Below are 23,430 nucleotides of genomic sequence, written 5' to 3'. Positions count from 1 at the left end.
TAAAATAGTATATGAAGAATTATAAAAACACAGTTTTTTATTTGGTTATAACGGGCGGTTTTACTGCTTTGATGTATTGGATTATAACCAAAGGAAAACGTTTAGAAGTGGCAGAAACAATAGTTACACCTGAAAGCGGAAGGGGTTCTTGGGGAGATTTTTTAGTTTCCATGCAGCATAATTTTCAAGATCCTTTGGCTATTCTTCTGGCACAAATCATAACCATTATTCTTGTTGCCCGAGTTTTTGGATGGATTTTCAAGAAAATAGGACAACCCTCCGTAATTGGTGAAATTATCGCGGGAATTGTGCTCGGGCCCTCATTGTTAGGGATGTATTTTCCGGAATTTTCGGGCGCTTTATTTCCTGTTGAATCCTTGGGTAATTTAAAGTTTTTGAGCCAGATAGGATTAATCCTTTTTATGTTTGTCATCGGAATGGAACTTGATTTGAAAGTGCTGAAAAATAAAGCCAATGAAGCGGTGGTCATCAGTCATGCGAGTATCGTAATTCCATTTGCTCTTGGAATAGGACTAGCATATTTTGTGTACAATCGATTTGCTCCTGAAGGTGTTAAATTCCTTTCTTTTAGTTTGTTTATGGGAATTGCGTTGAGTATCACTGCATTTCCGGTTTTGGCCAGAATCGTGCAGGAACGAGGAATTCATAAAACGAAACTTGGTGCGATTGTCATTACTTGTGCTGCTGCCGATGATATTACGGCATGGTGTATTTTGGCGGTGGTAATTGCCATTGTCAAAGCAGGAACTTTCGTTAGTTCTTTATACATCATTATGTTGGCAGTGCTTTATGTTATAGCGATGATTTATATTGTAAAGCCATTTCTAAAGCGAATTGGAGATTTATATGGTTCAAAAGACACTATTATCAAACCGGTTGTGGCTATCTTTTTTCTGGTGCTTATTATTTCGTCTTATGCTACCGAAGTGATTGGGATTCATGCATTATTTGGAGCGTTTATGGCGGGAGCAATTATGCCTGATGTTCCAAAATTCAGAACCATATTCATAGAAAAAGTAGAGGATGTGGCGTTGATTCTTTTACTGCCATTATTCTTCGTATTCACTGGTTTGAAAACTGAAGTAGGTCTTCTTAATGATCCGTATTTATGGAAAGTTACCGGTTTTATTATTTTGGTTGCAGTAGTTGGAAAATTTTTAGGAAGCGCCTTGGCAGCCAAATTTGTTGGTCAGAGTTGGCGTGACAGTTTAACAATTGGCGCTTTGATGAATACTAGAGGTTTGATGGAATTGATTGTTTTAAATATTGGATTAGAGCTTAAAGTTTTGACCCCCGAAGTGTTTACCATGATGGTGATTATGGCGCTTGTTACTACTTTTATGACGGGACCTGCTTTGGATTTAATCAATTACATCTTTAAAACGAAAGATGGAGTTGAAGTTTTGGAACCGACAAACCATAATAAATACCGCATTTTAATTTCATTTGGAAACAATGAAAAAGGAAAATCCTTGTTGCGATTGGCCAATAGTTTGATAAAAAAACAGAAAAGCACCTCGAGTATTACCGTGATGCATTTATCTCTAAGCGATGAGGTGCATACTTTTAATTTAGATGATAAAGAAAAAAATAGTTTTTATCCCATTGTTGAAGAATCCCAACTGCTGAAACAGGACATCACTACCATTTTTAAAGCAACGATGGATATTGAAACTGAGATTGCTGATGTCGCCAATCAAGGCGATTATGATTTGTTATTGATAGGTCTGGGAAAATCAATATTTGAAGGTACCATTCTTGGAAAAGTAATCGGATTTACAACAAGAATAATTAATCCGGATCGTTTGATTGATAAGTTTACCGGGAAAGAAGGCTTGTTCGAAAACTCTCCTTTTGACGAAAGAACGAGACAGATTATTTCTAAAACCAAAATGCCAATTGGGATTTTGATTGATAAAGATTTGCAGCACGTTAATCATGTTTTCATTCCTATTTTCAGTCCCGAAGATTCGTTTGTGATTGATTTTATTCAGAAATTAGTTTACAATAATAACGCTAAAATTGTTATTTTGGATGTGAATGGACATCTTACAACTAATTTTGTAATGAACAGCGCTATTGATTCTTTGGAGCAAAAATACCCAAACAATGTAGTTCTGATATCTGATAAAATTATTAAAGAGGAATTTTTGGCACAGCAGGATTTAATGCTGATTAGTCTCGAAAGTTGGAAAGAACTAGTGGATTCCAGAAGTGATTGGTTGAGTGAAGTTCCTTCGGTATTAATTTTAAAACAATAAGATGAACTGGATATTATTGATTATTGGAGGCCTTTTTGAAGTGGGTTTTGCTACTTGTTTAGGCAAAGCGAAAGAAAGCACCGGAATGACAGCAACATTATGGTTGGGCGGATTTTTGGTTTGTTTGACAATAAGTATGGTGTTGCTTTACAAAGCCACACAAACATTGCCTATAGGAACTGCTTATGCGGTTTGGACGGGAATTGGAGCAGTAGGAACAGTTCTTGTTGGAATTTTTGTATTTAAAGAACCAGCTGATTTTTGGCGAATCTTTTTCATCACCACATTAATCAGTTCTATTATTGGATTGAAATTCGTTTCGAGTCATTAAAGGGAAATTCAATTTTTTGAAATAAAAAATCCGTCTCGTTAGTTTAACGAGACGGATTTTTAATAAAATTTGAAAGGGAATTACACCTTCATAATTTCAGCTTCTTTCACTACTAAAAGTTCATCAATTTTACGGATATAACTATTGGTTAAGTTTTGAACTTCTTCTTCGGCACTTTTACAAATGTCCTCGGAAGTTCCTTCTTTTTCTAATTTTTTAATATCTGTATTCGCATCCTTTCTTGCATTTCTAATTCCAACTTTAGCATCTTCTGCTTCAACTTTGGCTTGTTTGGCAAGATCGCGTCTTCTTTCCTCAGTCAATGCAGGAACACTGATAATAATTACATCACCGTTGTTCATCGGATTGAAACCAATATTGGCCACCATAATTGCTTTTTCAATTACTTGTAGCATATTTTTTTCAAAAGGTTGCAGTGTAATTGTTCTAGCATCAGGAACACTAATTTTTGATACTTGAGAAAGTGGCGTTGCAGATCCGTAATAATCTACAAATACACTTCCAAGCATGGCCGGAGAAGCTTTTCCTGCACGAATATTCAAAAATTCTTTTTCTAAATGCGCAATAGAACCCGTCATGGATTCTTTAGTACTATCTAATATAAATTCAATTTCTTCAGTCATAATTTAGGTTTTTAGATTTTTAGACTTATTACGTTTTTAGATTTTTTTAGATTTTTAGTGTTGCTAATCATCTTGTTTGTCTATCTAAAAATCTAAGGAGTCTAACAGTCTATTATATATTTACTACAGTTCCTATATTTTCTCCTTCGCAGATTTTCAATAAGTTTCCTACTTTATTCATATCGAAAACAACGATTGGTAATTTATTTTCCTGGCTTAATGTAAATGCAGTCGTATCCATTACATTCAATCCTTTTTTAAGGACATCTTCAAAGGAAATGAAATCGAATTTCACGGCTGATGCATTTTTTTCTGGATCGCAATCATAAACACCATCTACACGAGTTCCTTTTAAAATCACATTGGCATTTATTTCAATACCACGTAAAACCGCTGCAGTATCCGTTGTGAAATATGGATTTCCGGTTCCGGCCCCAAAGATTACGATTCTTCCTTTTTCCAGATGACGATCTGCTCTTCTTTTAATATAAGGTTCTGCTATGGATTCCATTTTCAGCGCCGTTTGCAGGCGTGTTTTCATACCTTTTTCTTCCAGTGCGCCTTGTAATGCCATTCCGTTGATCACGGTGGCCAGCATTCCCATATAGTCTCCTTGAACTCGATCCATTCCTGCGCTCGCTCCGGCAACTCCTCTAAAAATATTTCCACCACCTATTACAATAGCGATTTCTACTCCTTTATCATGAATTTGCTTGATTTCGTCAGCATATTCAGCAAGTCTTTTAGGGTCAATTCCGTATTGCAAGTCGCCCATTAAAGCTTCGCCACTTAGTTTCAGAAGAATTCTTTTGTATTTCATGTGTGTGTTGAGTTGATTGGTGCAAATATAGAATATTCTTTTTTTTTAATATAATGTTGCTTAAATTTTATAAACTAAGTTTTTCATACGATTTTTTTGCGGCTTCATAACCAATGTTAAAAACCGCATTCATCTTTACTTTACTGGTTTCAAAGGTGCTATAAAGACACAAATCCTTTGGTTCAATAACCCAGTCGCAAATATTAAATTTATGCATATTTGAATTTGCCGAAAGTATATCAAAAGCCCGCGTCGTCACTGCCTTGATGGAACGCAAATCTTTGGCTTCAATTTTCTGAATCGGACTTACATAAACTCCTATTACGGTATCACATTGACCTTGTAAAATATCAGTAGGAAAATGGTTTAATATCCCACCGTCACTGTATATACTCCCTTCGATTTCATACGGAGACAAAATTCCCGGAAAGGCAGAAGAGGCTAAAATGGCATCAACGATTTTTGTACTGGGAGCAAATATTTTTAGTTTTCCCCGAACCATGTCAGTTGCTGTAATTTGAATTGGAATTTTCAAATCGCTCAAAACGGCATCGCCAAAAATACTGTGAAAATAAAAACGGAAGGATTCGGAATCAATTAGTCCTGCTTTTTTGAAAGTCAGATGTTTCCAATGAAAAAGATAAATAGACTTGAAAAATTCCAAAATTTCTTCAGGTGTTTTTCCCCAAGCATACAAGGCACCTACGATTGATCCCGCGCTAGTTCCCGCAATTTGACACGGTTTGATATCTTGTTCTTCCAGAAATTTAATCACCCCAGCATGTGCTAACCCTTTAGATCCACCACCGGAAAGAACCAGTCCTATTGATTTTGTTTTTAAATCCATCATTATTATTTGTCATAAAATTACTCTTTTTGCGGAATTGAAAGTGATAGATATCATATTAATGCTTCTTTTTTATGGTAACTTTGTGAAAACAAATAATTCATTATGAAAATTCCAGTAGCCAAAGCATTGTTTAATAGCCATTCGTATTCTGAATACAGAAAACTTATTACAGATTTATTACTTGAAAAAAAATCAACCGGTGAAGAACAATCAGAAGATTTAACACATTACAGTGAACTAAACGAAACCCGAATGCATCGTCTTGATAAAACGATTCAAATATCAGAAGAGATTATTCAGAAATTAAAATCCTTGAAAAGCGAATTTATTTGGTTAGTGATTTCTGAAGGTTGGTGTGGAGATGCCGCACAATTATTGCCAATTATCAATAAGATGGCAGTAGAATCCGGAAAAATTGATTTAAGAATTGTGTTGCGTGATGAAAATGAAGAATTGATGAAGTTATTTTTAACCAATAAAAAGCAAGCGATTCCAATACTGATTGTCGTAGATAAAGAAACGGGAAGTGTGCTGGGAAATTGGGGTCCGAGACCTAAAGCTGCCGCGAATTTAGTTGCTGATTATAAAAAAGAATTTGGTGTTATTGATGAAACTTTAAAAACTAACTTGCAATTATGGTATTTGCACGATAAAGGAATTAGTACTCAAGATGAAATAATTAATTTAATGCAGACGCTATAGTTTAAATTCAAACTGCGTGTAAACTTCTTAAAATCAAACAATTAATTTTTTTGTATTTAAAAAAATTGTATATTAGTAATCTGAAAACCAAGTCTGCTATTTGATTTACTTTTTTGTTGGTGTTTAAAAATATTGTTTAACAATTTAAATAACATCGCTATGAAAAAGCTATTTGAAAAGGTTTACGATTATTTGTCTAATTTACTATTTGGAGGTAAGAACATACCTCATTATTAAATTAATTTGGCGTAGCCAAGTAGAAAAAAGAGTATGGATTAACAGTACTTTAATTTTAGAAAAAACACATAATAAATCCAATTTTGTATTTATCATGTGTTTTTGCTTTTTATTCGATTGGAGAATTTAGAAAGTATTCTTTAAAAAGTGATTAAAGAAAGTCCTAAACTGATGCTTCCAGTATCTTTTTGATTATTAATATGAATCGCGTAATGGCTTAGTTCAATAAATATAATCAAATCGTCAGGTGTTTGAATACCCAAACTTATTTTTTTATACTCTCCCATTAAATCCCCGCGACCTAGCGCCATTGCTTTTCCTAAACCCAGTTGTAATGCAATTCGAGTATCCTCACTAATTTTTGGACTTAACTTTAGATTTGCAAAAACTGGAACAATAACTAATTTTTCGGTCCATTGCCAGTCTATTCCAGTATTGATTCCTAAAGCAATCCATTTGTTGTAATGTACTCCATAGCCTATTTTAGTGTTCAGTCCATCGGGCAGGAACCAAGAGCTGTTTTTGTTGCCATTCGCATCTGTTTCTTCACGTTCCGGATTTCCTTTAATAGGAATGGCTACATCAAATTGAATGTAGGTAAATTTTTTATTTTGGGAAAAAGCAGAAAAAGTAAAAAAAAGCGAAACGGTTAAGATTCTTAAAAGTCTCAAAATATTAATTATTTGATGCTAAACTATCTTCGAAAGCGATAACATCTATGCCGTCTTTTACGTCATAATTACCAATTTTTGTTCGGCGCAAAGCCGTTAAATGTGAACCAGAATTCATTGCTTTTCCAAAATCAAAAGCCAGTGAACGAATGTAGGTTCCTTTGCTGCAAACGACTCTGAAATCAACTTCAGGAAGTGCTATTCTGGTAATTTCAAATTCATGAATGGTTGTTTTTCGAGTCGCAATTTCAATGGTTTCTCCTGCTCTGGCATGTTCGTATAATCGAACACCATCTTTTTTTATAGCAGAATATATAGGTGGTTTTTGATCTATTTCGCCTAGAAATTGTTTGACAGTTTCATGGATTAAAGCTTCGTCAATATGTTCTGTTGGGAAAGTTTGGTCGATTTCCGTTTCTAAATCATACGAAGGCGTTGTGGCTCCAATGTGAAAAGTCCCGGTATATTCTTTGGCTTGACCCTGAAGTTCGGTGATTCTTTTGGTGAATTTTCCGGTACAAACTAATAACAATCCAGTTGCCAAAGGATCCAAAGTTCCGGCGTGACCAATCTTGAATTTTTTTGGCAGATTCAGTTTGGTTATTAAAGCCCATTTTAATTTATTCACCGCCTGAAAGGAAGTCCAATTCAAGGGTTTATCGATGAGTAAAATTTGTCCATCTTGGTAATCTTCGGCTGTCTTCAAAGGAATTTATTTAAAGTATGAAAAGTAAATCAATAAAAAGATTCCAACGATTATTCGGTACCAACCCCAAGGTTTGAAGCCGTATTTTTTGATGATTTCAATGAAGAATTTAATGGCTATAATGGCAACAATAAAAGCAACAACGTTTCCTATCAAGAACAATTGTATGTTTTCGTTTGATTTTAAAATCAATTCGTAGCCTTTCATTTGTGAAGACTCGTAGGTTTTCAAGAATACAGAGTAACAGGTAACGGCCATCATGGTGGGAACTGCCAAGAAGAAAGAGAATTCCGCTGCGGCATGACGCGTTAATCCTTGCTGCATTCCTCCAATGATTGAGGCAGCAGATCGACTTGTTCCCGGCATCATTGCTAAACATTGCCAAAAACCGATGATTACTGCTTTTTTAATGGTGATGTCTTCCTCTTTAAGAACCGTTGGACTTTGAAAACGACTGTCGATAAAAAGTAAAATTACGCCACCTAAAATCAATACAATCGCAATGGGAATTGGATCTCCTAGAACGGCTTCAATCTTATCATCGAATAATTTTCCTAAAACCAAAGCAGGAATTACGGCGCAAATCAGTTTTATGTAAAAGTTGATGGCAACACTTTTTGAAGAGAAATCGAAAAATTTCTTCCAATACAAAGCGACAACGGCCAAAATGGCTCCAAATTGAATAGAAACCTGAAATAGTTTCACAAAATCATCCTCTTGAATTCCAAAATAAGAACTTAGAAAAACCATGTGAGCAGTCGAGGAAACAGGAAGATATTCGGTTAGTCCTTCTATAACAGCAATTAAAAATGCTTGTAATGTATTCATTTATGCGTTTTTGGGATTCTTAAGAATGGCATAAATAGTAATTCCAAAACCGATTAAAACGGTTGTTGGCGCCAATCGGATTCTTCTGAAATTGAAAATGTCTTCACTAAACACATTTGGATCGTCACTTCCACCGCCTGACATTAGAATAAATCCCAAGGCAATAACTCCAATCCCAATTAATAAGATTTTGTAATTTATTTTATCAAAAAGAAATTCTGGTTTCTGTTCGTTGTTTTTCATAAAGTCATTGCGAGGAACGAAGCAATCTTATTCCTCATTATTAAAATTAATAAAGATCGTCTGTTCTCAAGTTCAAGAAACGTTGTGTTGCAAAATACGTGCTTAACCAAGTAATTAAAACGCCAATTCCTAAAACTGCCAATAATACCAAGCCAATCATAGTTTTGTCTTCTAAAATACCAAGATTTGGAAAACTGGTTTTAACATAAATCAAAACGCCAATTAATGCTAAAACTGCCAAAACTGCTCCAATCATTCCCAATTTTATGCTTCGCATTACAAAAGGTTTTCTGATAAAGGCTTTTGTAGCACCAACCATTTGCATGGTTTTGATGATAAATCGGTTCGAATGTATCGATAAACGCAGCGAACTATTAATCAGTAATACGGCAATAACAGCAAGGAATCCGCTGATTATTAAAATCCACATACTCACTTTTTTGATGTTATCGTTCACTAAATTCACTAATTGTTTGTCATATACAATATCCGAAATCATAGTATTTTTGCGCAAGCCAGCTTCAATTTTTGTGATACTGTCCTTAATTACATAATCTCCTTTCAAGTGAATATCGTAGGAGTTTTGCAATGGATTTTCACCTAGAAATTCCATAAAATCCTCACCAATAATATCCGTATGTTCTTTAGCGGCAGCTTCTTTGGTCACATAAGTGTATGATTTCACAAATGGACTTGCTTTTATTTGGGTTCCAAAAGCTTTCACAATGCTGTCATTGGCTTCATTCTTGAAAAAAACCGTCATGGCAATATTTTCTTTGAAATCGTTGGCTAATTTTTTAGAATTTATAATAAAAAGTCCTAATATTCCCAATAGAAACAAAACTAAGAATACACTTAGCACTACTGAAAAATAAGAGGAAATTAACCGGCGTTTTTGAAAATTATCAAAGGAAGAACTCATAGTTTACTAAAATTATTGGGTAAAAATAATAAAGAATTTCTTTATTTAAAGTTAATAACGCTCAAAGTTTCAACTTTCGTACAATAAACGTAAATTTGGCACCTGAAAATAATCATTGCCAGAAAAAATGAAAGAAACTGACTTAGCCAGTTTCTCTGAAGCTTATACTATGAAATACAATCCAAACGAAATTGAAGCCAAGTGGCAAAAATATTGGTTAGAAAACCAAACATTTAAAGCCGAAAACAATTCAGAAAAACCTAAATATTACGTACTTGATATGTTTCCTTATCCATCTGGAGCGGGATTGCACGTGGGACATCCGCTGGGATATATCGCCTCTGACGTGTATTCAAGATACAAAAGACACCAAGGTTTTAATGTGTTGCACCCAATGGGCTACGACAGTTTTGGATTGCCTGCGGAACAATATGCCATACAAACGGGACAACGCCCAGAAGATACAACTTCGGTAAATATTGACGGTGGAACAGATAAAGAAGGAAATAAAATTGCGGGATATAGAAAGCAATTGGACAAAATTGGATTTTCGTTCGATTGGAGCAGAGAAGTGCGCACTTCAAATCCGGATTATTACAAACATACACAATGGATTTTTATCCAATTATTCAATTCTTGGTACAATAAAAACAGCGATAAAGCCGAAGATATTTCGACTTTGGTTTCCATTTTTGTAATAGAAGGAAATGCAAATGTCAATGCGGTTTGCGATGAAAATATAGAAGCTTTTTCGGCAAATGAATGGAACGCTTTCGCAAAAGAACAGCAGGAGAAAATTTTGCTACAATATAGATTGACGTATTTAGCCGAGACTGAGGTGAACTGGTGTCCGGGATTAGGAACGGTTTTGGCAAATGATGAAATCGTAAATGGTGTTTCGGAGCGAGGTGGCTTTACGGTTGTTCGTAAAAAAATGACGCAATGGAGCATGCGAATTTCGGCTTATGCAGAACGTTTATTACAAAGTTTAAATGATATTGATTGGAGCGAAAGCATCAAGGAAAGCCAAAGAAACTGGATTGGAAAATCGGTTGGTGCTACTGTGGAATTCAATGTTCAGAATTCAGAAGCTAAAATTGCGGTTTTCACAACGCGTCCCGATACTATTTTCGGCGTTACGTTTATGACATTGGCTCCGGAACACGAATTAGTTTCTCAAATTACAACTGCAGAACAAAAAGCGGAAGTGGATGCCTATATAGAAAAAACCTCAAAACGTTCCGAAAGAGAACGTATGGCTGATGTAAAAACTATTTCTGGAGTATTTACCGGAGCGTATGCAGAACATCCGTTTACTAAAGAACAAATTCCAGTTTGGATTGGCGATTATGTTTTGGCGGGTTACGGAACAGGTGCAGTTATGGCGGTTCCTTGTGGCGATGAAAGAGATTATGCTTTTGCGAATTTCTTCAAAGGTCAACAAGGTATGTCAGCCATTAAAAATATTTTCGACAAAGACATATCTGAAGCTGCTTTTGGAGCCAAAGAAGGTTTTCAATTGGTAGATTCTGATTTTCTAAATGGATTAGATTATAAAAAAGGAACCCAAAAAGTAATTGCCGAATTAGAAAAATTAAATCAAGGAAAGGGAAAAACGAATTACCGTTTGCGTGATGCCGTTTTTTCTCGCCAGCGTTATTGGGGAGAGCCGTTTCCGGTATATTATGTGAATGGCTTGCCGCAAATGATTGATGCGCAACATTTGCCAATTATTTTGCCGGAAGTAGAGAAATACTTGCCAACCGAAGACGGTTTGCCACCTTTAGGAAACGCTATGGTTTGGGCTTGGAATACCGAAACAAATTCAGTTGTAAATACGGATTTGGTTGACAACAAAACAATTCATCCTCTTGAATTGAACACGATGCCGGGTTGGGCGGGAAGTTCATGGTACTGGATGCGTTATATGGATGCGAACAATGAAAATGAATTTGCCAGCAAAGATGCTTTGGCGTATTGGGAAAGCGTTGATTTATACATTGGCGGAAGCGAACACGCTACAGGTCATTTATTGTATTCTCGTTTTTGGAATAAATTCCTAAAAGACAAAGGTTTTGCGCCAACCGAAGAACCATTCAAAAAACTGATCAATCAGGGAATGATTTTGGGAATGAGTGCGTTTGTTTATAGATTTTCTTGGTTAGTAAGTTCAGCACCTTCTGAAGGCAATGAAATGATTAAACAAATGGGATCATTTTTAATTTCAAAGAATAAATATGATAAAATAATAAAAGGTGATTTAGAAGAATTAGAAAAAACGAGAGCTTTTTATTTGAAAAAATTAAGTGATTTGTTTCCCGAGAAAATGCCAATAGATACTATCGGAGAAATTCAAATAAATTCAATTCACGTTGATGTTTCAATGGTAAATTCCTCTGATGAATTAGATATTGAAAAATTTAATAAATCAAGAGAAGAATATAATAATGCAATTTTTGTTACGGAAGAAAACGGTAAATACATCGTTGGTCGTGAAATCGAAAAAATGTCGAAATCCAAATACAATGTCGTAACGCCGGATGATATTTGTACTGAATACGGAGCGGATACGTTGCGTTTGTACGAAATGTTTTTAGGACCATTGGAACAAGCAAAACCTTGGAACACGGCAGGAATTTCGGGAGTTTTTGGATTCTTGAAAAAACTGTGTCGTTTGTATTTTGAGGACAATGGTTTGATTGTTACCAATGACGCACCAATCAAAGACAACTTGAAATCATTACACAAAACCATCAAAAAAGTGGCGGAAGATATTGAAGGTTTCTCTTTTAATACATCAGTTTCTCAGTTTATGATTTGTGTGAATGAATTGTCCGCTCAAAACTGTCATTCACGTGCAATCTTGGAGCCATTAGCAATTGTGATTTCGCCGTATGCACCACACATCGCCGAAGAATTATGGTCGTTGTTAGGAAATACAGGTTCGATTGCGACAGTTGCTTTTCCTGTTTTTGAAGCTAAATATTTAGTGGAGAGCGAAAAGGAATATCCAGTTTCTTTCAATGGAAAAATGCGTTTCACGATGGTTTTACCTTTGGATTTAACCAAGGAACAAATCGAGGAAATTGTAATGAAAGACGAAAGAACCATCAAACAATTAGAAGGCAGAACGCCAAATAAGGTGATAATTGTTCCTGGAAAAATAATTAATTTGGTGGGATAGGTATTCCATATTGCAACAATCATATTAATCCAAATTCTATTTTTAGAATTTGGATTTTTTAATTCTAATAAATAAAAATCTGCGCAAATCCGTTTCATCTGCTTTATCCGTGTTCCATTTTACCAATGCCAAATTGACAAAATAAAAAATTGGTTCAGATTTTGATAATTCTTTTATAACTTTAACAATACAATTAAAAAACAAAAATATGGGAATGGGTTATTTGATTCTTGCCGGAGCAATTATGCTTTTCAGCTGGTTAGTTAGTTCAAGACTAAAGAGTAAATTTGAACATTATTCTAAATTACAATTACAAAACGGAATGTCAGGCGCTGAAATCGCCGAGAAAATGCTTGCCGATAACGGAATTCGCGATGTGAGAGTGATCTCTACACCGGGTCGTTTGACGGATCATTACAATCCAGCAGATAAAACCGTGAATCTAAGTGAGGCGGTTTACAACCAACGCAATGCTGCTGCGGCAGCGGTTGCGGCGCACGAATGTGGTCACGCCGTACAACACGCTGTGGGGTATCAATGGCTTACGATGCGTTCTAAGTTAGTGCCTGTGGTGAATGTGGCATCAACGTACATGCAGTGGATTTTGCTTGCCGGAATCTTAATGATGAAAACTTTTCCGCAATTATTATTGGTAGGAATTATCATTTTTGCAGCAACCACTTTGTTTTCAATAGTTACTTTACCAGTCGAATATGATGCGAGTAATCGTGCGTTGGCTTGGTTAGAAAACAAAAGAATGCTGACGCAACAAGAACAAGCGGGAGCTAAGGATTCCTTGAAATGGGCTGCCCGAACGTATGTCGTGGCTGCTTTAGGATCAATTGCTACGCTGTTGTATTACGTTTCCATTTATATGGGCGGAAGCAGAAGAGATTAGACTTTTAGATATTTAGACTGCTTAGATAATTAGAAAAGCCGTTTGTTTGTAAGCAAACGGCTTTTTATTTGTGCTTATGATCTAACAATCTAAAAATCTAAAGCTGAATCTGTCTGTCGATTTGCTGGTCTAAGGAAATGAAGGTTTCTGTTCTGGAAACGCCTTCTATCGCTTGGATTTTGGTGTTGAGCAACTGCATTAAATGTTCATTATCGCGACAAATAATTTTTATCAGAATCGACCAGTTACCCGTAGTGTAATGGCATTCCAAAACTTCGGGGATTTTCTTTAAATCACGAACTGCTTCTGGATTTCGGGCGGCTTTGTCCAGATAAATCCCAACAAAAGCCATCGTGTTGTATCCTAATATTTTATTGTTTACGGTGAATTTTGATCCCGAAATAACGCCGGATTGTTCCAGTTTTCGCAAACGTTGATGAATTGCCGCTCCTGAAATCCCTATTTTATTGGCGATTTGAAGAATTGGTTTTCGGGCATCTTCCATCAGGTTGCGTAAAATTTCTTTATCGATGCCGTCAATTTCTACTACTAGGGAATTGATTTTCATGAGTTGTTATTTTAAACTAAAATATTAAATTTAGTTTGAATTGGAAATCAAATTTAAGTAAAAAACGATTAGTGTAAAGAGTAACTCGCCTTTTTTATAATTTACGCCATAAAAAAAGCCATTCGGATTACGAATGGCTTTAATTGTATCTAAAAAGTATTTTCTTTATTTTCCTTTATTGGCTTCAATAATGTATTTTTCCAAAGCCATTGTCATCGAAGGTGTTGCTGGTGTTGGTGCAAGAATATCCACTCTCAAACCGTGATCCAATGCTTCTTTTTGAGTTGTACTCCCAAAAACGGCAATTCGGGTGTCGTTTTGTTCGAAATCAGGAAAATTCATGAATAATGATTTTATTCCGGTTGGGCTAAAGAAAGCCAAAACATCATAATATACATCGGCCAAATCGGATAAATCACTCATTACGGTTCTGTAAAAAACGGCTGGAGTCCAATCTACTTTTAGTGCGTTGAGCGTTATTGGCGCATCGGCATTCAATTGGTCTGAAGCAGGTAATAAGAATTTTTCGTCTTTATATTTTTTAATCAGCGGAGATAAATCAGCAAAATCTTTCGGTCCAACGTAAATTTTACGTTTTCTGTACACAACGTATTTTTGCAGGTAAAAAGCAATAGCTTCTGATTGGCAGAAGTATTTTAATCCTTCAGGAACTTTGTAACGCATTTCATCAGCTACTCTGAAAAAGTGGTCAACAGCATTTTTACTCGTTAAAATTATCGCGGTGTAATGGTTGAGATCGATTTTTTGAAGTCTAATCTCTTTTGCATTAACTCCTTCTACATGAATAAAAGGTCTGAAATCAATTTTTACTTTATGCTTTTGTTGAAGTTCAAAGTAAGGTGAGTTTTCCACCTTAGGCTCAGGTTGTGACACCAAAATTGTTTTCACTTTCATATTTAACGTTTTCTAAGCACTCCCTTTTGTAAACCAATAATACATAAAATAATAGGGAGCTATTTCGAGAGCGCAAAGATATAAAATAAAATAAAACAACTTACCGAATATTAAATTTTGATAATTTTTTATTGAAATAAAATATGTTAAAGCGTTGATGAATAATATCATAGCTATAATCACTAATGGAATATTTCTTGAAAAGGAGTCGTAATAAAACAAAATTATATTGAATGGAAGTATGAATAATCCAATATAAGTTCTGTAAGTTACCTTTTGAAGGTTAAACTGCTCCATAAATTCTTCGATATTGAAGGAAGTAGCAATTATTTTTTCAATTAAATATTTCGATAAAATGAAGAAAACCAGAAACGTAAATATCTGGATGTAAAGCAGCCAATCTGTTTTTGATGCATTGCCAAAATAACTCAGCGAAATTTGAATAAAAAATGCAAGAGAAATCACTTGGACAAAAAATAATGCGACAGTAAATCCACTTTTTAAATGGCTGCTGTCTCTGTACACTTTGGTGTATTTATTCGAAAAAATCAGATTTGCAAAATCACCAAATCGATTTTCAAAAATAGATTTGGTAATCGCAATAATAGCAAATGACAGAACGAAAAGCACGGTTGCCCAGTCTTTGTTCTCAGTTATTCTTGGATGAAGTATAGTTTCGATCATAACGCTGCAAAATTACTAATTTTTCCATCATTCTTTTTATTATAATTTTATTAAGGCTGAAATGGCATAAAAAGTTTACTTTTGCGGTGAAATTAGTCGAAATATGAATGATTGTATTGTTATAATTCCTACCTATAACGAAATTGAAAATATTGAAAGCATTATTCGATCGGTGCTTTCGCAACACAAACCCTTTCATGTTCTGATTATTGATGATAATTCGCCGGATCACACTGCTGATAAGGTTGTTTTACTTCAGAAAGAATTTGAAGGCCGTTTGTTTTTGGAAAAAAGAGAAAAAAAATCTGGTTTAGGAACAGCTTACGTTCATGGATTTAGATGGGCTTTGCAGCATAGATATGATTTCATTTTTGAAATGGATGCTGATTTTTCCCATAACCCCAACGATTTAGAAAAATTATACACCGCCTGTCATTTTGGTGATGCTGATTTAGCGATTGGCTCCCGTTATGTCACTGGTGTAAATGTGGTAAACTGGCCTTTGAGTCGCGTTTTGATGTCGTATTTTGCATCGGTTTATGTGCGAATGATTACGGGAATGAAAATTCATGATGCCACAGCGGGATTCGTTTGTTATAAAAGAAAAGTTTTAGAAGAGATCAATTTAGATAAAATAAAATTTGTTGGTTACGCTTTCCAAATTGAAATGAAATACAGAACGTATTGTAAAAAATTTAAAATTACGGAGGTTCCAATTATTTTTACCGACCGGACAAAAGGGCAATCCAAGATGAGTAATTCAATTATAGTTGAAGCCGTTTTTGGAGTTATTGCGCTTAGATTAAAAAGATTAGTCAACACATTATAAGAAAAAGATAGGATGAACAGGGTTTTAATTAAGAATGCCAAAATAGTAAATGAAGGGGTAATTTTTGAAGGCGATGTATTAATTGAGAATGACTTAATTGTTGAAATTTCAGAAAGTATCAGTGCTAAGTTCTCCGATTGTAAAATTATTGATGCCGAAGGGAGTTTTCTGATTCCGGGAGCTATTGATGATCAAGTACATTTCAGAGAGCCAGGACTCACGCACAAAGGCGATATTGAATCCGAATCAAGAGCTGCTGTTGCGGGCGGAATCACTTCATACATAGAACAACCCAATACGATTCCAAATGCGGTTACTCAAGAAATATTAGAGCAAAAATATGAATTGGCTGCACAGAAATCGTATGCGAATTATTCGTTTATGATGGGTGCTACTAATGATAATTTGGAGGAAGTTTTAAAAACAAATCCAAAGAATGTTGCTGGAATCAAAATATTTTTAGGTTCATCAACCGGAAATATGTTGGTGGATAACGAAGCAACACTAGAAAAAATATTTTCCAGTACGCCCATGCTTATTGCGGTGCATTGCGAGGATGAAACTACAATACAAAACAATTTAGCGAAATACAAAGAAGAGTACGGAGAGGATGTTCCCGTTACGTTGCATCACCTGATCCGAAGCGAGGAAGCGTGTTATATTTCGTCTTCCAAAGCCGTTGCTTTAGCTAAGAGAACTGGTGCTCGCTTGCATATTTTTCACCTTTCGACCGCCAAAGAAATGGATTTGTTTACGAACAAAATTCCTTTGGAAGAAAAGAAAATCACTTCCGAAGTTTGCGTGCATCATTTATGGTTTACCAATGATGATTATGCTACAAAAGGCAATCTGATTAAATGGAATCCTGCGGTAAAAACAGCCAATGATAGAAAAGTACTTTGGGAAGCCTTACTGGATGATCGTATTGATGTGATTGCTACAGATCACGCCCCACACACTTTAGAAGAGAAAAAACAATCCTATTTGAATGCGCCCTCCGGCGGTCCACTGGTTCAACATGCTGTTGTGGCTATGTTTGAAGCGCACCACCAAGGGAAAATAAGCGTGGAGAAAATTGTGGAGAAAATGTGTCATAATCCGGCTAAAATCTTCAAAATTGAAAAACGTGGTTTTATCAAAGAAGGCTATTATGCGGATTTGGTAATTGTAAATGCAGGTTTGCCTTGGAGCGTAAAAAAAGAGAATATTTTGGCTAAATGTGGTTGGTCTCCATTTGAAGGTTTTACTTTTAAATCCAGAATTACCCATACTTTTGTAAACGGACAATTAGTTTACACCGCTTTTAAGGTAAAAGATATTCGTGCAGGAAAACGTTTATTATTCGAAAGATAAAATTTATCAGATGAAAAAAATCATACTAATTTTAGCAGTATTGGCGCTCTTTATAAGTTGTAAAGAGGAAGTAGTACAAAAACCGGAACGTCTTATCGAGAAAGATGTGATGCTTGATGTGATGTATGATTTAGCTGTTTTAGAAGCAATAAAATATCAAAATCCAGTCTCTTTGGATACTTTTAAAATAAATCCAAGAGACTTTATTTACAAGAAATATAAAATTGACAGCCTTCAGTTTGCCAAAAGTAATGTTTATTACGCGTCAGATTATGAAGACTACAAATTGATGTTTGAACAAATTACAAAACGATTGGATGCCAGTAAAAAAAGCGCCGATTCATTAGTGAATTTGGAAAAAAAGAAAAAGAAACCGGTTCTTCAAAACAACAAAAAACCAGCTCCTATTGTTGGTGACACTACAAAATTGAAATAGAAAAATTGCAGTTTTAAAGTTTCGAAATGTCTTTTATGTACTGGTGAATGTCCTTGAAATCAGTTTTCAAGAAGTCTTTAATCTTCTGATTGGAATAATTATTTACCGAGTAGGAAGCTCTTGCAGTTGCTTTTGATAACTTTCTCTTTTGTTGAAAAACAGTCGAAACAAACCAATCCAATCTCCAGAGTATTTCCATAAAAAAAGGTTTTGCGTGAATTTCAGGTCGTTTCACGTCAAGTGCATCAGCCATCGCGTTCAGAATGTCACGGAAAACACTATTTTCTTCAATCAAAGTAAAGCGTTCGTTTTTGATTTGGCTTTGCATTAATTGGTAAGCGATTCGAACAACATCAGTAACGGCAACAAATCCGGTGGAACCCAACGTGTAAAATTTCGATCCATTTTTTACTTTCGTAAAAAGTTGTCCGCTTCCTTGTTCTCTAAAGCCGGGTCCAAGAATTACGCCCGGATTTACAATTATTACCTCTAAACCTTCTTGCTGTCCACGCCAGATTTCCATTTCGGCACCATATTTAGAAATGGCATAATCATTATGGTACTTTTCCGGATTCCATTCGGTTTCTTCGGTGATGAATTTTTCATGTGGCAGTAAATCGCCCAAAGTGGCAATGGAACTTATAAAACACAGTTTTTTTATTTGATAGGCGATACTGAAATTCACAATATTCGCAGTGCCTTCAATATTTGTTTTTCGCAATATATCTTCATCCTTTGGATCAAAAGAAATCAAAGCGGCGCAATGGTACACGGTGTCAATATTTTGAAAGGCTATTTCTAACGAAGGGACTTCGGTAATGTCTGCTTGAATCCATTCGATTTGATTGAACAACGATTCCTTTTTGTACATGGAGAATAGCGACTTGGTTTTCTCTATTGAAGTTACGCTTCGATAAATGGCACGTACTTTTTGTGTCCCGATACTTCGCGATTCAATTAAATGAAGCAATAAATGTGCGCCTACTAAACCGGTTCCTCCTGTGACTAAAATCATGCTACGAAAATACGAATAATTTTTTTCGAATAACCTATTAAACAAATAACCTAATCCGCAATAAATTTTATCTTTGTGCACACGAAGCCTAAAAGGCTGAATTGACGAAAGTAAATTGATTAAAAAGATGAAGAATTTTATTGAAGAAGTAACTTGGAGAGGAATGCTCCACGATGTTATGCCCGGCACAGAAGAACATTTGATGGAACAAATGCGTGTGGCGTATGTGGGAATTGACCCAACTGCCGATTCATTGCATATAGGACATTTAGTAGGCGTGATGTTGTTGAAACATTTTCAACTAGCGGGACACAAGCCATTAGCATTAGTGGGTGGTGCAACAGGAATGATTGGTGATCCATCCGGAAAATCGAATGAAAGAAATTTATTGGACGAAGCGACTTTGCGTCACAATCAAGAAGCTATAAAAGGACAATTATCTCGTTTCTTAGATTTTACTTCTAATTCGGCTAATGCAGCAGAATTAGTGAATAATTACGACTGGATGAAGAATTTTTCTTTTCTGGATTTTATTCGTGATGTAGGGAAACATATTACGGTAAATTATATGATGGCGAAAGATTCTGTGAAGAAACGTTTGTCTTCTGAAGCCGCCGAAGGAATGTCATTCACGGAGTTTACGTACCAATTGGTTCAAGGATATGACTTTTTGCATTTGTACAGAGAAAAGAATTGTACGTTGCAAATGGGTGGAAGTGACCAATGGGGAAACATCACTACGGGAACTGAATTAGTGCGTAGAATAGCCAGTGGAAAAGCATATGCATTGACTTGTCCATTGATTACAAAAGCGGATGGAACCAAGTTTGGAAAATCTGAAGGTGGAAATATTTGGTTGGATTCGGCCAGAACTTCTCCATATAAATTTTACCAATATTGGTTGAACACTTCGGATGTTGATGCCGCAAAATACATTAAGATTTTCACTTTTTTATCTAAAGATGAAATCGAAATTTTAACTGAAAAACATAAAGAAGCACCGCATTTACGTTTGTTACAAAAACGTTTGGCCGAAGAAATTACAGTGATGGTACATTCAGCAGAAGATTTAGAAAATGCGATAAAAGCGTCGAATATTTTGTTTGGGAATTCTACTTCTGATGATTTGAAACAATTGGATGAAGCTACTTTCTTAGATGTTTTTGATGGTGTTCCTCAAGCGGAAATCAGCAGAAACGAAATTGAAACCGGAATCAATATTGTTGACGTTTTAAACGAAAAAACGGGATTTTTAAAATCGAATGGCGAAGCTAGACGCGCTTTGACGGCTAATTCTATTTCAGTAAATAGAGAAAAAGTTGCTGAAGATTTTGTGCTTTCGAACAAAGATTTAATCAACAATCAATTTATATTGTTGCAAAGTGGAAAGAAAAACTATTTTGTGGTGAGAGTGGTTTAAAGAACCATCAAATTACAGCCTCGAATATCAGAGTTATCGAAACGTCCCAACACCTCGAAAGAGTTGTTGGGATTTTTTTTGCCTAAATCCTGCGTAGCAATAAACGAACAGGAATTGATGTTGGCCAAATCAATCACGTTGATTCCGCCTGTTTTTCCGTCTTGAATATAAGTTAAAGCATCTTCGGTATCGCGAACGAGGATTTGTATCCAGGAAGGGCACTCAAACACGCCGTTCCCTAAAGAATACGCTTGCGAAAGCAATTCGGTCATTCCATATTCAGAATGTATGGATGAAACGCCAAATCCTTTACACAATTGTTCGTGCAGTTCTTCCCGAATCATTTCTTTCCGCTTGCCCTTCATGCCGCCTGTTTCCATGATAATGGTATGCTGCAATTGAAACTGATGCTGCTCTATTAAATCCATTAAAGCAAAAGTTACACCAATCAAAATTACATTTTGACCTGCTTCATCTAAAGCGATAAGCTTGGCAATCAGTTCGTCGTGATTGTGCAGGTAAAAACCACTTTCAGGATGATTGGAAAGTTCAATTAAATCCTTGACCATGTAAATTAAGGAAGAGCCTTCCCGTTCCAGATAGGATGGAAGTAAAGCTAAAACAACATAATCTTCAATATTGCCATAAAATTCTGAAAATCCTTTACGGTAACTCTCTACGTATAAGGTAATATCGGTAACCAGATGTTTGCTGGTAATCATTCCGGTTGTACCGCTACTGGTAAAGGTTTCCTGAATAGGATTGGTATTCGAAACCACCTGATGACTCTTAAAAAACTGAATTGGTAAAAAGGGAATCTGTTGTAGCGATTTTACTTTGTGAGGATCTGTTTTTAGAAAATCACAAAATTCCTGATAGACTAAGTTGTTTTCGTATTGGAAACGAAATACTTTCAAAGCAATTTTTTCAAATTGTTTTTGACTGGAAATAGAAAATATATCGGAGGCTGTGATCAAGAATTTTTTTTGCAAAAGTAATCAAAAATTTAAAGGCAAACCAATAACGGAATTGGATAAACTTGATTCTTAGGATTGATTCTATTTGAACAAGATATAAAAAAAGCCCCAATTGCAATTGGAGCTTTGATAGTGTATTTTTGAAATTATCGGATGATTAATTTTCTGGTCGCTGATGCTTCTTTTTCATTAATTTTTATGATGTAAACACCAGAGGATAGATTAGAAACATTTAATTCTCTTGAGCTTATCGTGGTTTGAAGTACTTTTTTTCCTAAAACATCAAAGATAATTATTTCTTTATCCAAGTCGTTTTTCGTAGAAATGTAAACTTTGCCATTACTCACAGGGTTCGGATACAAGCTTAAACCTTCTATAGTAGCGGTTTCTTGTGTTCTTGGTTGCGGTTTAGTTTCCTGAGCACTAACGCTCAGAGAAAATAAAAGAACCAATACAGTAATAATATAAAAGTAGTTTTTTGCCATCAGATCATTTTGAATAGTAAATATACAAAATATATTTCAAAAAGCATACCAAAAAAAAACATCCTGATTGCTCAGGATGTTTACTATAAATCAATTGGATTGTTTATTACAAATTTGATAATAAATTAACGCCATCAACAATTGCCCAAGCTCCAGGAGTCAATGCAGCTCCAGTTGCTGTTGTGCTTGTTGTAAAATTTGCAGGTAAAAATGAAACTGTAAAAGCTGCACCAGCACCCCATTGAGTCGTAGTAGCGTCTGCAATTTTCACATTCAACATTTTTATTTTACCAGTAAGAACTTGGTTAGTGTTTGTTGCAGCTTCTTGAATTCTAACGGCAACTGCATTTACTGTTGTAGTTCCTGAAACTGCAGTATTTGTGTATCCTGAAATTACTACATTAGAATATTCTCCGTTACCTTCTTTCTTGAATTGGATTGCATCAATTTCTAGTGGATTTCCAGCTTCAGTTGCAGTACCTGCTGCTCTTCTTAAAGTAATATTAGATACTTTAGGGAAGAATGCATTGTTTACACTTTTTGCTTCGATTTCCATTCCAAAATTTCCAGCTCCAGTTTGATATGCGTACCAGTTTGTATTTGCTTGACCTTGCCATCCATCTTGCCAGTCAAAAGAATCATCTGTGTTTCCGTAAGAAATAAGGTTTTTAGCACTTACAGTTCCACCGTAAAATTCAAAACCATCATCAGCTCCTTTGTAAGCAACAAGATTTTCTAATACTGTTCCTGAACCTACTGAATAGAATGAGAAACCATTCATTTCAGAATTTCCGTCAAGGATTTTTTTACCTGCATATTCTACTCGTACATATTTTAAAGAACCACCATTATGAGCAGCATTTGTACCACCGTAAACAATGTTTGTTCCGTCTTCAGAAGTTGCAGTTGTAATAGGAGTTCCGTCAGCAGTTTTTCCAGAAACGATAGGAGCATCACCAAACATGATTATACCACCCCAAGAACCTGCAGTTTTAGATTTTTCAGTAAACACTACAGGCTCTGCTGCTGTTCCTGAAATATTTAATTTTCCGCCTTTTTCTACTAATAAAGCATCTGTACCATCAGCTGCATCAGCAGTAATTAGTGAACCAGCTTCAAAAGTTAAAGTAGCATCGCTTTTTACTCTTACAGTACCTTTGATAGTATAAACACCTTTTGTATATGTTTTTGATGCTGTGATATCTCCTGTGATTTCACCTGTCGCAGTCGTTGGAGGCGTTACTATTGGGTCATCGCTTGAAGTACAACTTGTAAAAACCAAGCTCAATAATGCAAGACTGAATACTAATTTTTTCATTTTTTAATGATTTTAAAATTATAAGTTTTTTTGTTAATTATTTATTTCAAAAGTACTTCTGAGGTTCTGAATTTTAGTTACGTAATTGTTATTAAAGTATTATATAACAATG

Annotated in this window: 24 protein-coding genes; 9 read left to right on the top strand and 15 right to left on the bottom strand. The window is 35.3% G+C overall.

Annotation, left to right across the window (positions count from 1 at the left end; all coding sequences use genetic code 11):
- Window positions 1–11: 11 nt before the first annotated feature.
- On the top strand, window positions 12–2,282 hold the full coding sequence (locus G7A72_RS07905) for a cation:proton antiporter (protein ID WP_165152071.1): 2,271 nt from the start codon (window positions 12–14) through the stop codon (window positions 2,280–2,282).
- Window position 2,283: 1 nt separating this feature from the next.
- Complete coding sequence (locus tag G7A72_RS07900) at window positions 2,284–2,613, top strand: multidrug efflux SMR transporter (protein ID WP_165152070.1); 330 nt, start codon at window positions 2,284–2,286, stop codon at window positions 2,611–2,613.
- A gap of 80 nt (window positions 2,614–2,693) precedes the next feature.
- Here the strand turns inward: G7A72_RS07900 and frr are convergent, their stop codons facing one another.
- The 3 genes from frr to G7A72_RS07885 form a co-directional block, all read right to left on the bottom strand.
- On the bottom strand, window positions 2,694–3,257 hold the full coding sequence (gene frr / locus G7A72_RS07895) for a ribosome recycling factor (protein WP_099714201.1): 564 nt from the start codon (window positions 3,255–3,257) through the stop codon (window positions 2,694–2,696).
- Between the two features lie 112 nt (window positions 3,258–3,369).
- Window positions 3,370–4,077 carry a UMP kinase gene (gene pyrH / locus G7A72_RS07890; RefSeq protein ID WP_113634118.1) on the bottom strand — a complete coding sequence of 236 codons (708 nt, stop codon included), beginning with the start codon at window positions 4,075–4,077 and terminating at the stop codon, window positions 3,370–3,372.
- A gap of 67 nt (window positions 4,078–4,144) precedes the next feature.
- Window positions 4,145–4,924 carry a patatin-like phospholipase family protein gene (locus tag G7A72_RS07885; protein WP_113665465.1) on the bottom strand — a complete coding sequence of 260 codons (780 nt, stop codon included), beginning with the start codon at window positions 4,922–4,924 and terminating at the stop codon, window positions 4,145–4,147.
- Between the two features lie 105 nt (window positions 4,925–5,029).
- Here G7A72_RS07885 and G7A72_RS07880 point away from each other — a divergent pair, with 105 nt between their 5' ends.
- On the top strand, window positions 5,030–5,629 hold the full coding sequence (locus G7A72_RS07880) for a thioredoxin family protein (protein WP_165152069.1): 600 nt from the start codon (window positions 5,030–5,032) through the stop codon (window positions 5,627–5,629).
- 377 nt (window positions 5,630–6,006) lie between these two features.
- Here G7A72_RS07880 and G7A72_RS07875 read toward each other — a convergent pair whose 3' ends face one another.
- From G7A72_RS07875 to G7A72_RS07855, 5 genes are read right to left on the bottom strand one after another with little or no spacing between them, the layout of a single operon-like run.
- Complete coding sequence (locus G7A72_RS07875) at window positions 6,007–6,537, bottom strand: hypothetical protein (protein WP_165152068.1); 531 nt, start codon at window positions 6,535–6,537, stop codon at window positions 6,007–6,009.
- A 4-nt stretch (window positions 6,538–6,541) separates the two neighbouring features.
- Window positions 6,542–7,243, bottom strand: coding sequence for a tRNA pseudouridine(55) synthase TruB (truB, locus tag G7A72_RS07870; RefSeq protein WP_241258599.1), 702 nt, complete (start codon window positions 7,241–7,243; stop codon window positions 6,542–6,544).
- A 6-nt stretch (window positions 7,244–7,249) separates the two neighbouring features.
- Window positions 7,250–8,071, bottom strand: coding sequence for an undecaprenyl-diphosphate phosphatase (locus tag G7A72_RS07865; protein ID WP_165152067.1), 822 nt, complete (start codon window positions 8,069–8,071; stop codon window positions 7,250–7,252).
- Window positions 8,072–8,314: a DUF3098 domain-containing protein gene (locus G7A72_RS07860; RefSeq protein ID WP_091166136.1), complete on the bottom strand. Its 243-nt coding sequence runs from the start codon at window positions 8,312–8,314 to the stop codon at window positions 8,072–8,074.
- A gap of 46 nt (window positions 8,315–8,360) precedes the next feature.
- Window positions 8,361–9,236, bottom strand: coding sequence for an ABC transporter permease (locus tag G7A72_RS07855; RefSeq protein ID WP_165152066.1), 876 nt, complete (start codon window positions 9,234–9,236; stop codon window positions 8,361–8,363).
- Between the two features lie 169 nt (window positions 9,237–9,405).
- Here G7A72_RS07855 and G7A72_RS07850 point away from each other — a divergent pair, with 169 nt between their 5' ends.
- On the top strand, window positions 9,406–12,420 hold the full coding sequence (locus G7A72_RS07850; RefSeq protein ID WP_165153705.1) for a leucine--tRNA ligase: 3,015 nt from the start codon (window positions 9,406–9,408) through the stop codon (window positions 12,418–12,420).
- Between the two features lie 208 nt (window positions 12,421–12,628).
- Complete coding sequence (locus tag G7A72_RS07845; RefSeq protein ID WP_206531540.1) at window positions 12,629–13,318, top strand: zinc metallopeptidase; 690 nt, start codon at window positions 12,629–12,631, stop codon at window positions 13,316–13,318.
- Window positions 13,319–13,415: 97 nt separating this feature from the next.
- Here G7A72_RS07845 and G7A72_RS07840 read toward each other — a convergent pair whose 3' ends face one another.
- From G7A72_RS07840 to G7A72_RS07830, 3 genes are all read right to left on the bottom strand, one after another.
- Window positions 13,416–13,886 (bottom strand): Lrp/AsnC ligand binding domain-containing protein, encoded by a 471-nt coding sequence (locus G7A72_RS07840; protein WP_165152065.1) that lies wholly within the window; start codon window positions 13,884–13,886, stop codon window positions 13,416–13,418.
- A 165-nt stretch (window positions 13,887–14,051) separates the two neighbouring features.
- Window positions 14,052–14,801: a uroporphyrinogen-III synthase gene (locus tag G7A72_RS07835; protein WP_091166128.1), complete on the bottom strand. Its 750-nt coding sequence runs from the start codon at window positions 14,799–14,801 to the stop codon at window positions 14,052–14,054.
- A 12-nt stretch (window positions 14,802–14,813) separates the two neighbouring features.
- Complete coding sequence (locus tag G7A72_RS07830; protein WP_165152064.1) at window positions 14,814–15,485, bottom strand: DUF4271 domain-containing protein; 672 nt, start codon at window positions 15,483–15,485, stop codon at window positions 14,814–14,816.
- 103 nt (window positions 15,486–15,588) lie between these two features.
- On the opposite strand from G7A72_RS07830, the gene G7A72_RS07825 reads away from it, so the two are divergent.
- Genes G7A72_RS07825 through G7A72_RS07815 form a run of 3 tightly spaced genes read left to right on the top strand, consistent with a single transcriptional unit; the run spans window position 15,589 to window position 18,103 of the window.
- Window positions 15,589–16,314: a polyprenol monophosphomannose synthase gene (locus G7A72_RS07825; RefSeq protein ID WP_165152063.1), complete on the top strand. Its 726-nt coding sequence runs from the start codon at window positions 15,589–15,591 to the stop codon at window positions 16,312–16,314.
- 12 nt (window positions 16,315–16,326) lie between these two features.
- Entirely contained in the window at window positions 16,327–17,667 is a 1,341-nt protein-coding gene (locus G7A72_RS07820; RefSeq protein ID WP_165152062.1) for a dihydroorotase, read from the top strand.
- Window positions 17,668–17,677: 10 nt separating this feature from the next.
- Complete coding sequence (locus G7A72_RS07815; protein WP_165152061.1) at window positions 17,678–18,103, top strand: DUF4296 domain-containing protein; 426 nt, start codon at window positions 17,678–17,680, stop codon at window positions 18,101–18,103.
- 13 nt (window positions 18,104–18,116) lie between these two features.
- Here the strand turns inward: G7A72_RS07815 and G7A72_RS07810 are convergent, their stop codons facing one another.
- Window positions 18,117–19,118, bottom strand: a complete 1,002-nt coding sequence (locus G7A72_RS07810; protein ID WP_165152060.1) for an NAD-dependent epimerase/dehydratase family protein — start codon at window positions 19,116–19,118, stop codon at window positions 18,117–18,119.
- 127 nt (window positions 19,119–19,245) lie between these two features.
- On the opposite strand from G7A72_RS07810, the gene tyrS reads away from it, so the two are divergent.
- The gene (gene tyrS, locus G7A72_RS07805; RefSeq protein ID WP_165152059.1) at window positions 19,246–20,538 is read left to right on the top strand and encodes a tyrosine--tRNA ligase; all 1,293 of its coding nucleotides are present in this window, start codon (window positions 19,246–19,248) and stop codon (window positions 20,536–20,538) included.
- On the opposite strand, the gene G7A72_RS07800 is transcribed toward tyrS, so the two are convergent.
- The 3 genes from G7A72_RS07800 to G7A72_RS07790 all read right to left on the bottom strand — a co-directional run bounded on the left by G7A72_RS07800 (window position 20,535) and on the right by G7A72_RS07790 (window position 23,318).
- Complete coding sequence (locus G7A72_RS07800; protein ID WP_165152058.1) at window positions 20,535–21,515, bottom strand: acyl transferase; 981 nt, start codon at window positions 21,513–21,515, stop codon at window positions 20,535–20,537. The two genes, tyrS and G7A72_RS07800, sit on opposite strands and share 4 nt — an antisense overlap.
- Window positions 21,516–21,661: 146 nt before the next feature.
- Window positions 21,662–22,000, bottom strand: a complete 339-nt coding sequence (locus tag G7A72_RS07795) for a T9SS type A sorting domain-containing protein (RefSeq protein ID WP_165152057.1) — start codon at window positions 21,998–22,000, stop codon at window positions 21,662–21,664.
- 106 nt (window positions 22,001–22,106) lie between these two features.
- On the bottom strand, window positions 22,107–23,318 hold the full coding sequence (locus G7A72_RS07790) for a hypothetical protein (protein WP_165152056.1): 1,212 nt from the start codon (window positions 23,316–23,318) through the stop codon (window positions 22,107–22,109).
- Window positions 23,319–23,430: the final 112 nt, after the last annotated feature.

The organism is Flavobacterium sp. Sr18, from assembly GCF_011064265.1.
Classification (GTDB): domain Bacteria; phylum Bacteroidota; class Bacteroidia; order Flavobacteriales; family Flavobacteriaceae; genus Flavobacterium; species Flavobacterium petrolei.
This window is presented reverse-complemented; position numbering and strand designations above follow the sequence as displayed.

Bases quoted from the DNA above. Each gene is read 5' to 3' on its own strand.
- G7A72_RS07810 (WP_165152060.1), bottom strand. From the start codon at position 19,118: ATGATTTTAGTCACAGGAGGAACCGGTTTAGTAGGCGCACATTTATTG.
- pyrH (WP_113634118.1), bottom strand. From the start codon at position 4,077: ATGAAATACAAAAGAATTCTTCTGAAACTAAGTGGCGAAGCTTTAATG.
- G7A72_RS07905 (WP_165152071.1), top strand. From the start codon at position 12: ATGAAGAATTATAAAAACACAGTTTTTTATTTGGTTATAACGGGCGGT.
- G7A72_RS07825 (WP_165152063.1), top strand. From the start codon at position 15,589: ATGAATGATTGTATTGTTATAATTCCTACCTATAACGAAATTGAAAAT.
- G7A72_RS07845 (WP_206531540.1), top strand. From the start codon at position 12,629: ATGGGAATGGGTTATTTGATTCTTGCCGGAGCAATTATGCTTTTCAGC.
- G7A72_RS07795 (WP_165152057.1), bottom strand. From the start codon at position 22,000: ATGGCAAAAAACTACTTTTATATTATTACTGTATTGGTTCTTTTATTT.
- tyrS (WP_165152059.1), top strand. From the start codon at position 19,246: ATGAAGAATTTTATTGAAGAAGTAACTTGGAGAGGAATGCTCCACGAT.
- G7A72_RS07855 (WP_165152066.1), bottom strand. From the start codon at position 9,236: ATGAGTTCTTCCTTTGATAATTTTCAAAAACGCCGGTTAATTTCCTCT.
- G7A72_RS07885 (WP_113665465.1), bottom strand. From the start codon at position 4,924: ATGGATTTAAAAACAAAATCAATAGGACTGGTTCTTTCCGGTGGTGGA.
- G7A72_RS07840 (WP_165152065.1), bottom strand. From the start codon at position 13,886: ATGAAAATCAATTCCCTAGTAGTAGAAATTGACGGCATCGATAAAGAA.
- G7A72_RS07880 (WP_165152069.1), top strand. From the start codon at position 5,030: ATGAAAATTCCAGTAGCCAAAGCATTGTTTAATAGCCATTCGTATTCT.
- G7A72_RS07865 (WP_165152067.1), bottom strand. From the start codon at position 8,071: ATGAATACATTACAAGCATTTTTAATTGCTGTTATAGAAGGACTAACC.
- G7A72_RS07900 (WP_165152070.1), top strand. From the start codon at position 2,284: ATGAACTGGATATTATTGATTATTGGAGGCCTTTTTGAAGTGGGTTTT.
- G7A72_RS07820 (WP_165152062.1), top strand. From the start codon at position 16,327: ATGAACAGGGTTTTAATTAAGAATGCCAAAATAGTAAATGAAGGGGTA.
- G7A72_RS07830 (WP_165152064.1), bottom strand. From the start codon at position 15,485: ATGATCGAAACTATACTTCATCCAAGAATAACTGAGAACAAAGACTGG.
- G7A72_RS07815 (WP_165152061.1), top strand. From the start codon at position 17,678: ATGAAAAAAATCATACTAATTTTAGCAGTATTGGCGCTCTTTATAAGT.
- G7A72_RS07835 (WP_091166128.1), bottom strand. From the start codon at position 14,801: ATGAAAGTGAAAACAATTTTGGTGTCACAACCTGAGCCTAAGGTGGAA.
- G7A72_RS07850 (WP_165153705.1), top strand. From the start codon at position 9,406: ATGAAATACAATCCAAACGAAATTGAAGCCAAGTGGCAAAAATATTGG.
- frr (WP_099714201.1), bottom strand. From the start codon at position 3,257: ATGACTGAAGAAATTGAATTTATATTAGATAGTACTAAAGAATCCATG.
- G7A72_RS07860 (WP_091166136.1), bottom strand. From the start codon at position 8,314: ATGAAAAACAACGAACAGAAACCAGAATTTCTTTTTGATAAAATAAAT.
- G7A72_RS07790 (WP_165152056.1), bottom strand. From the start codon at position 23,318: ATGAAAAAATTAGTATTCAGTCTTGCATTATTGAGCTTGGTTTTTACA.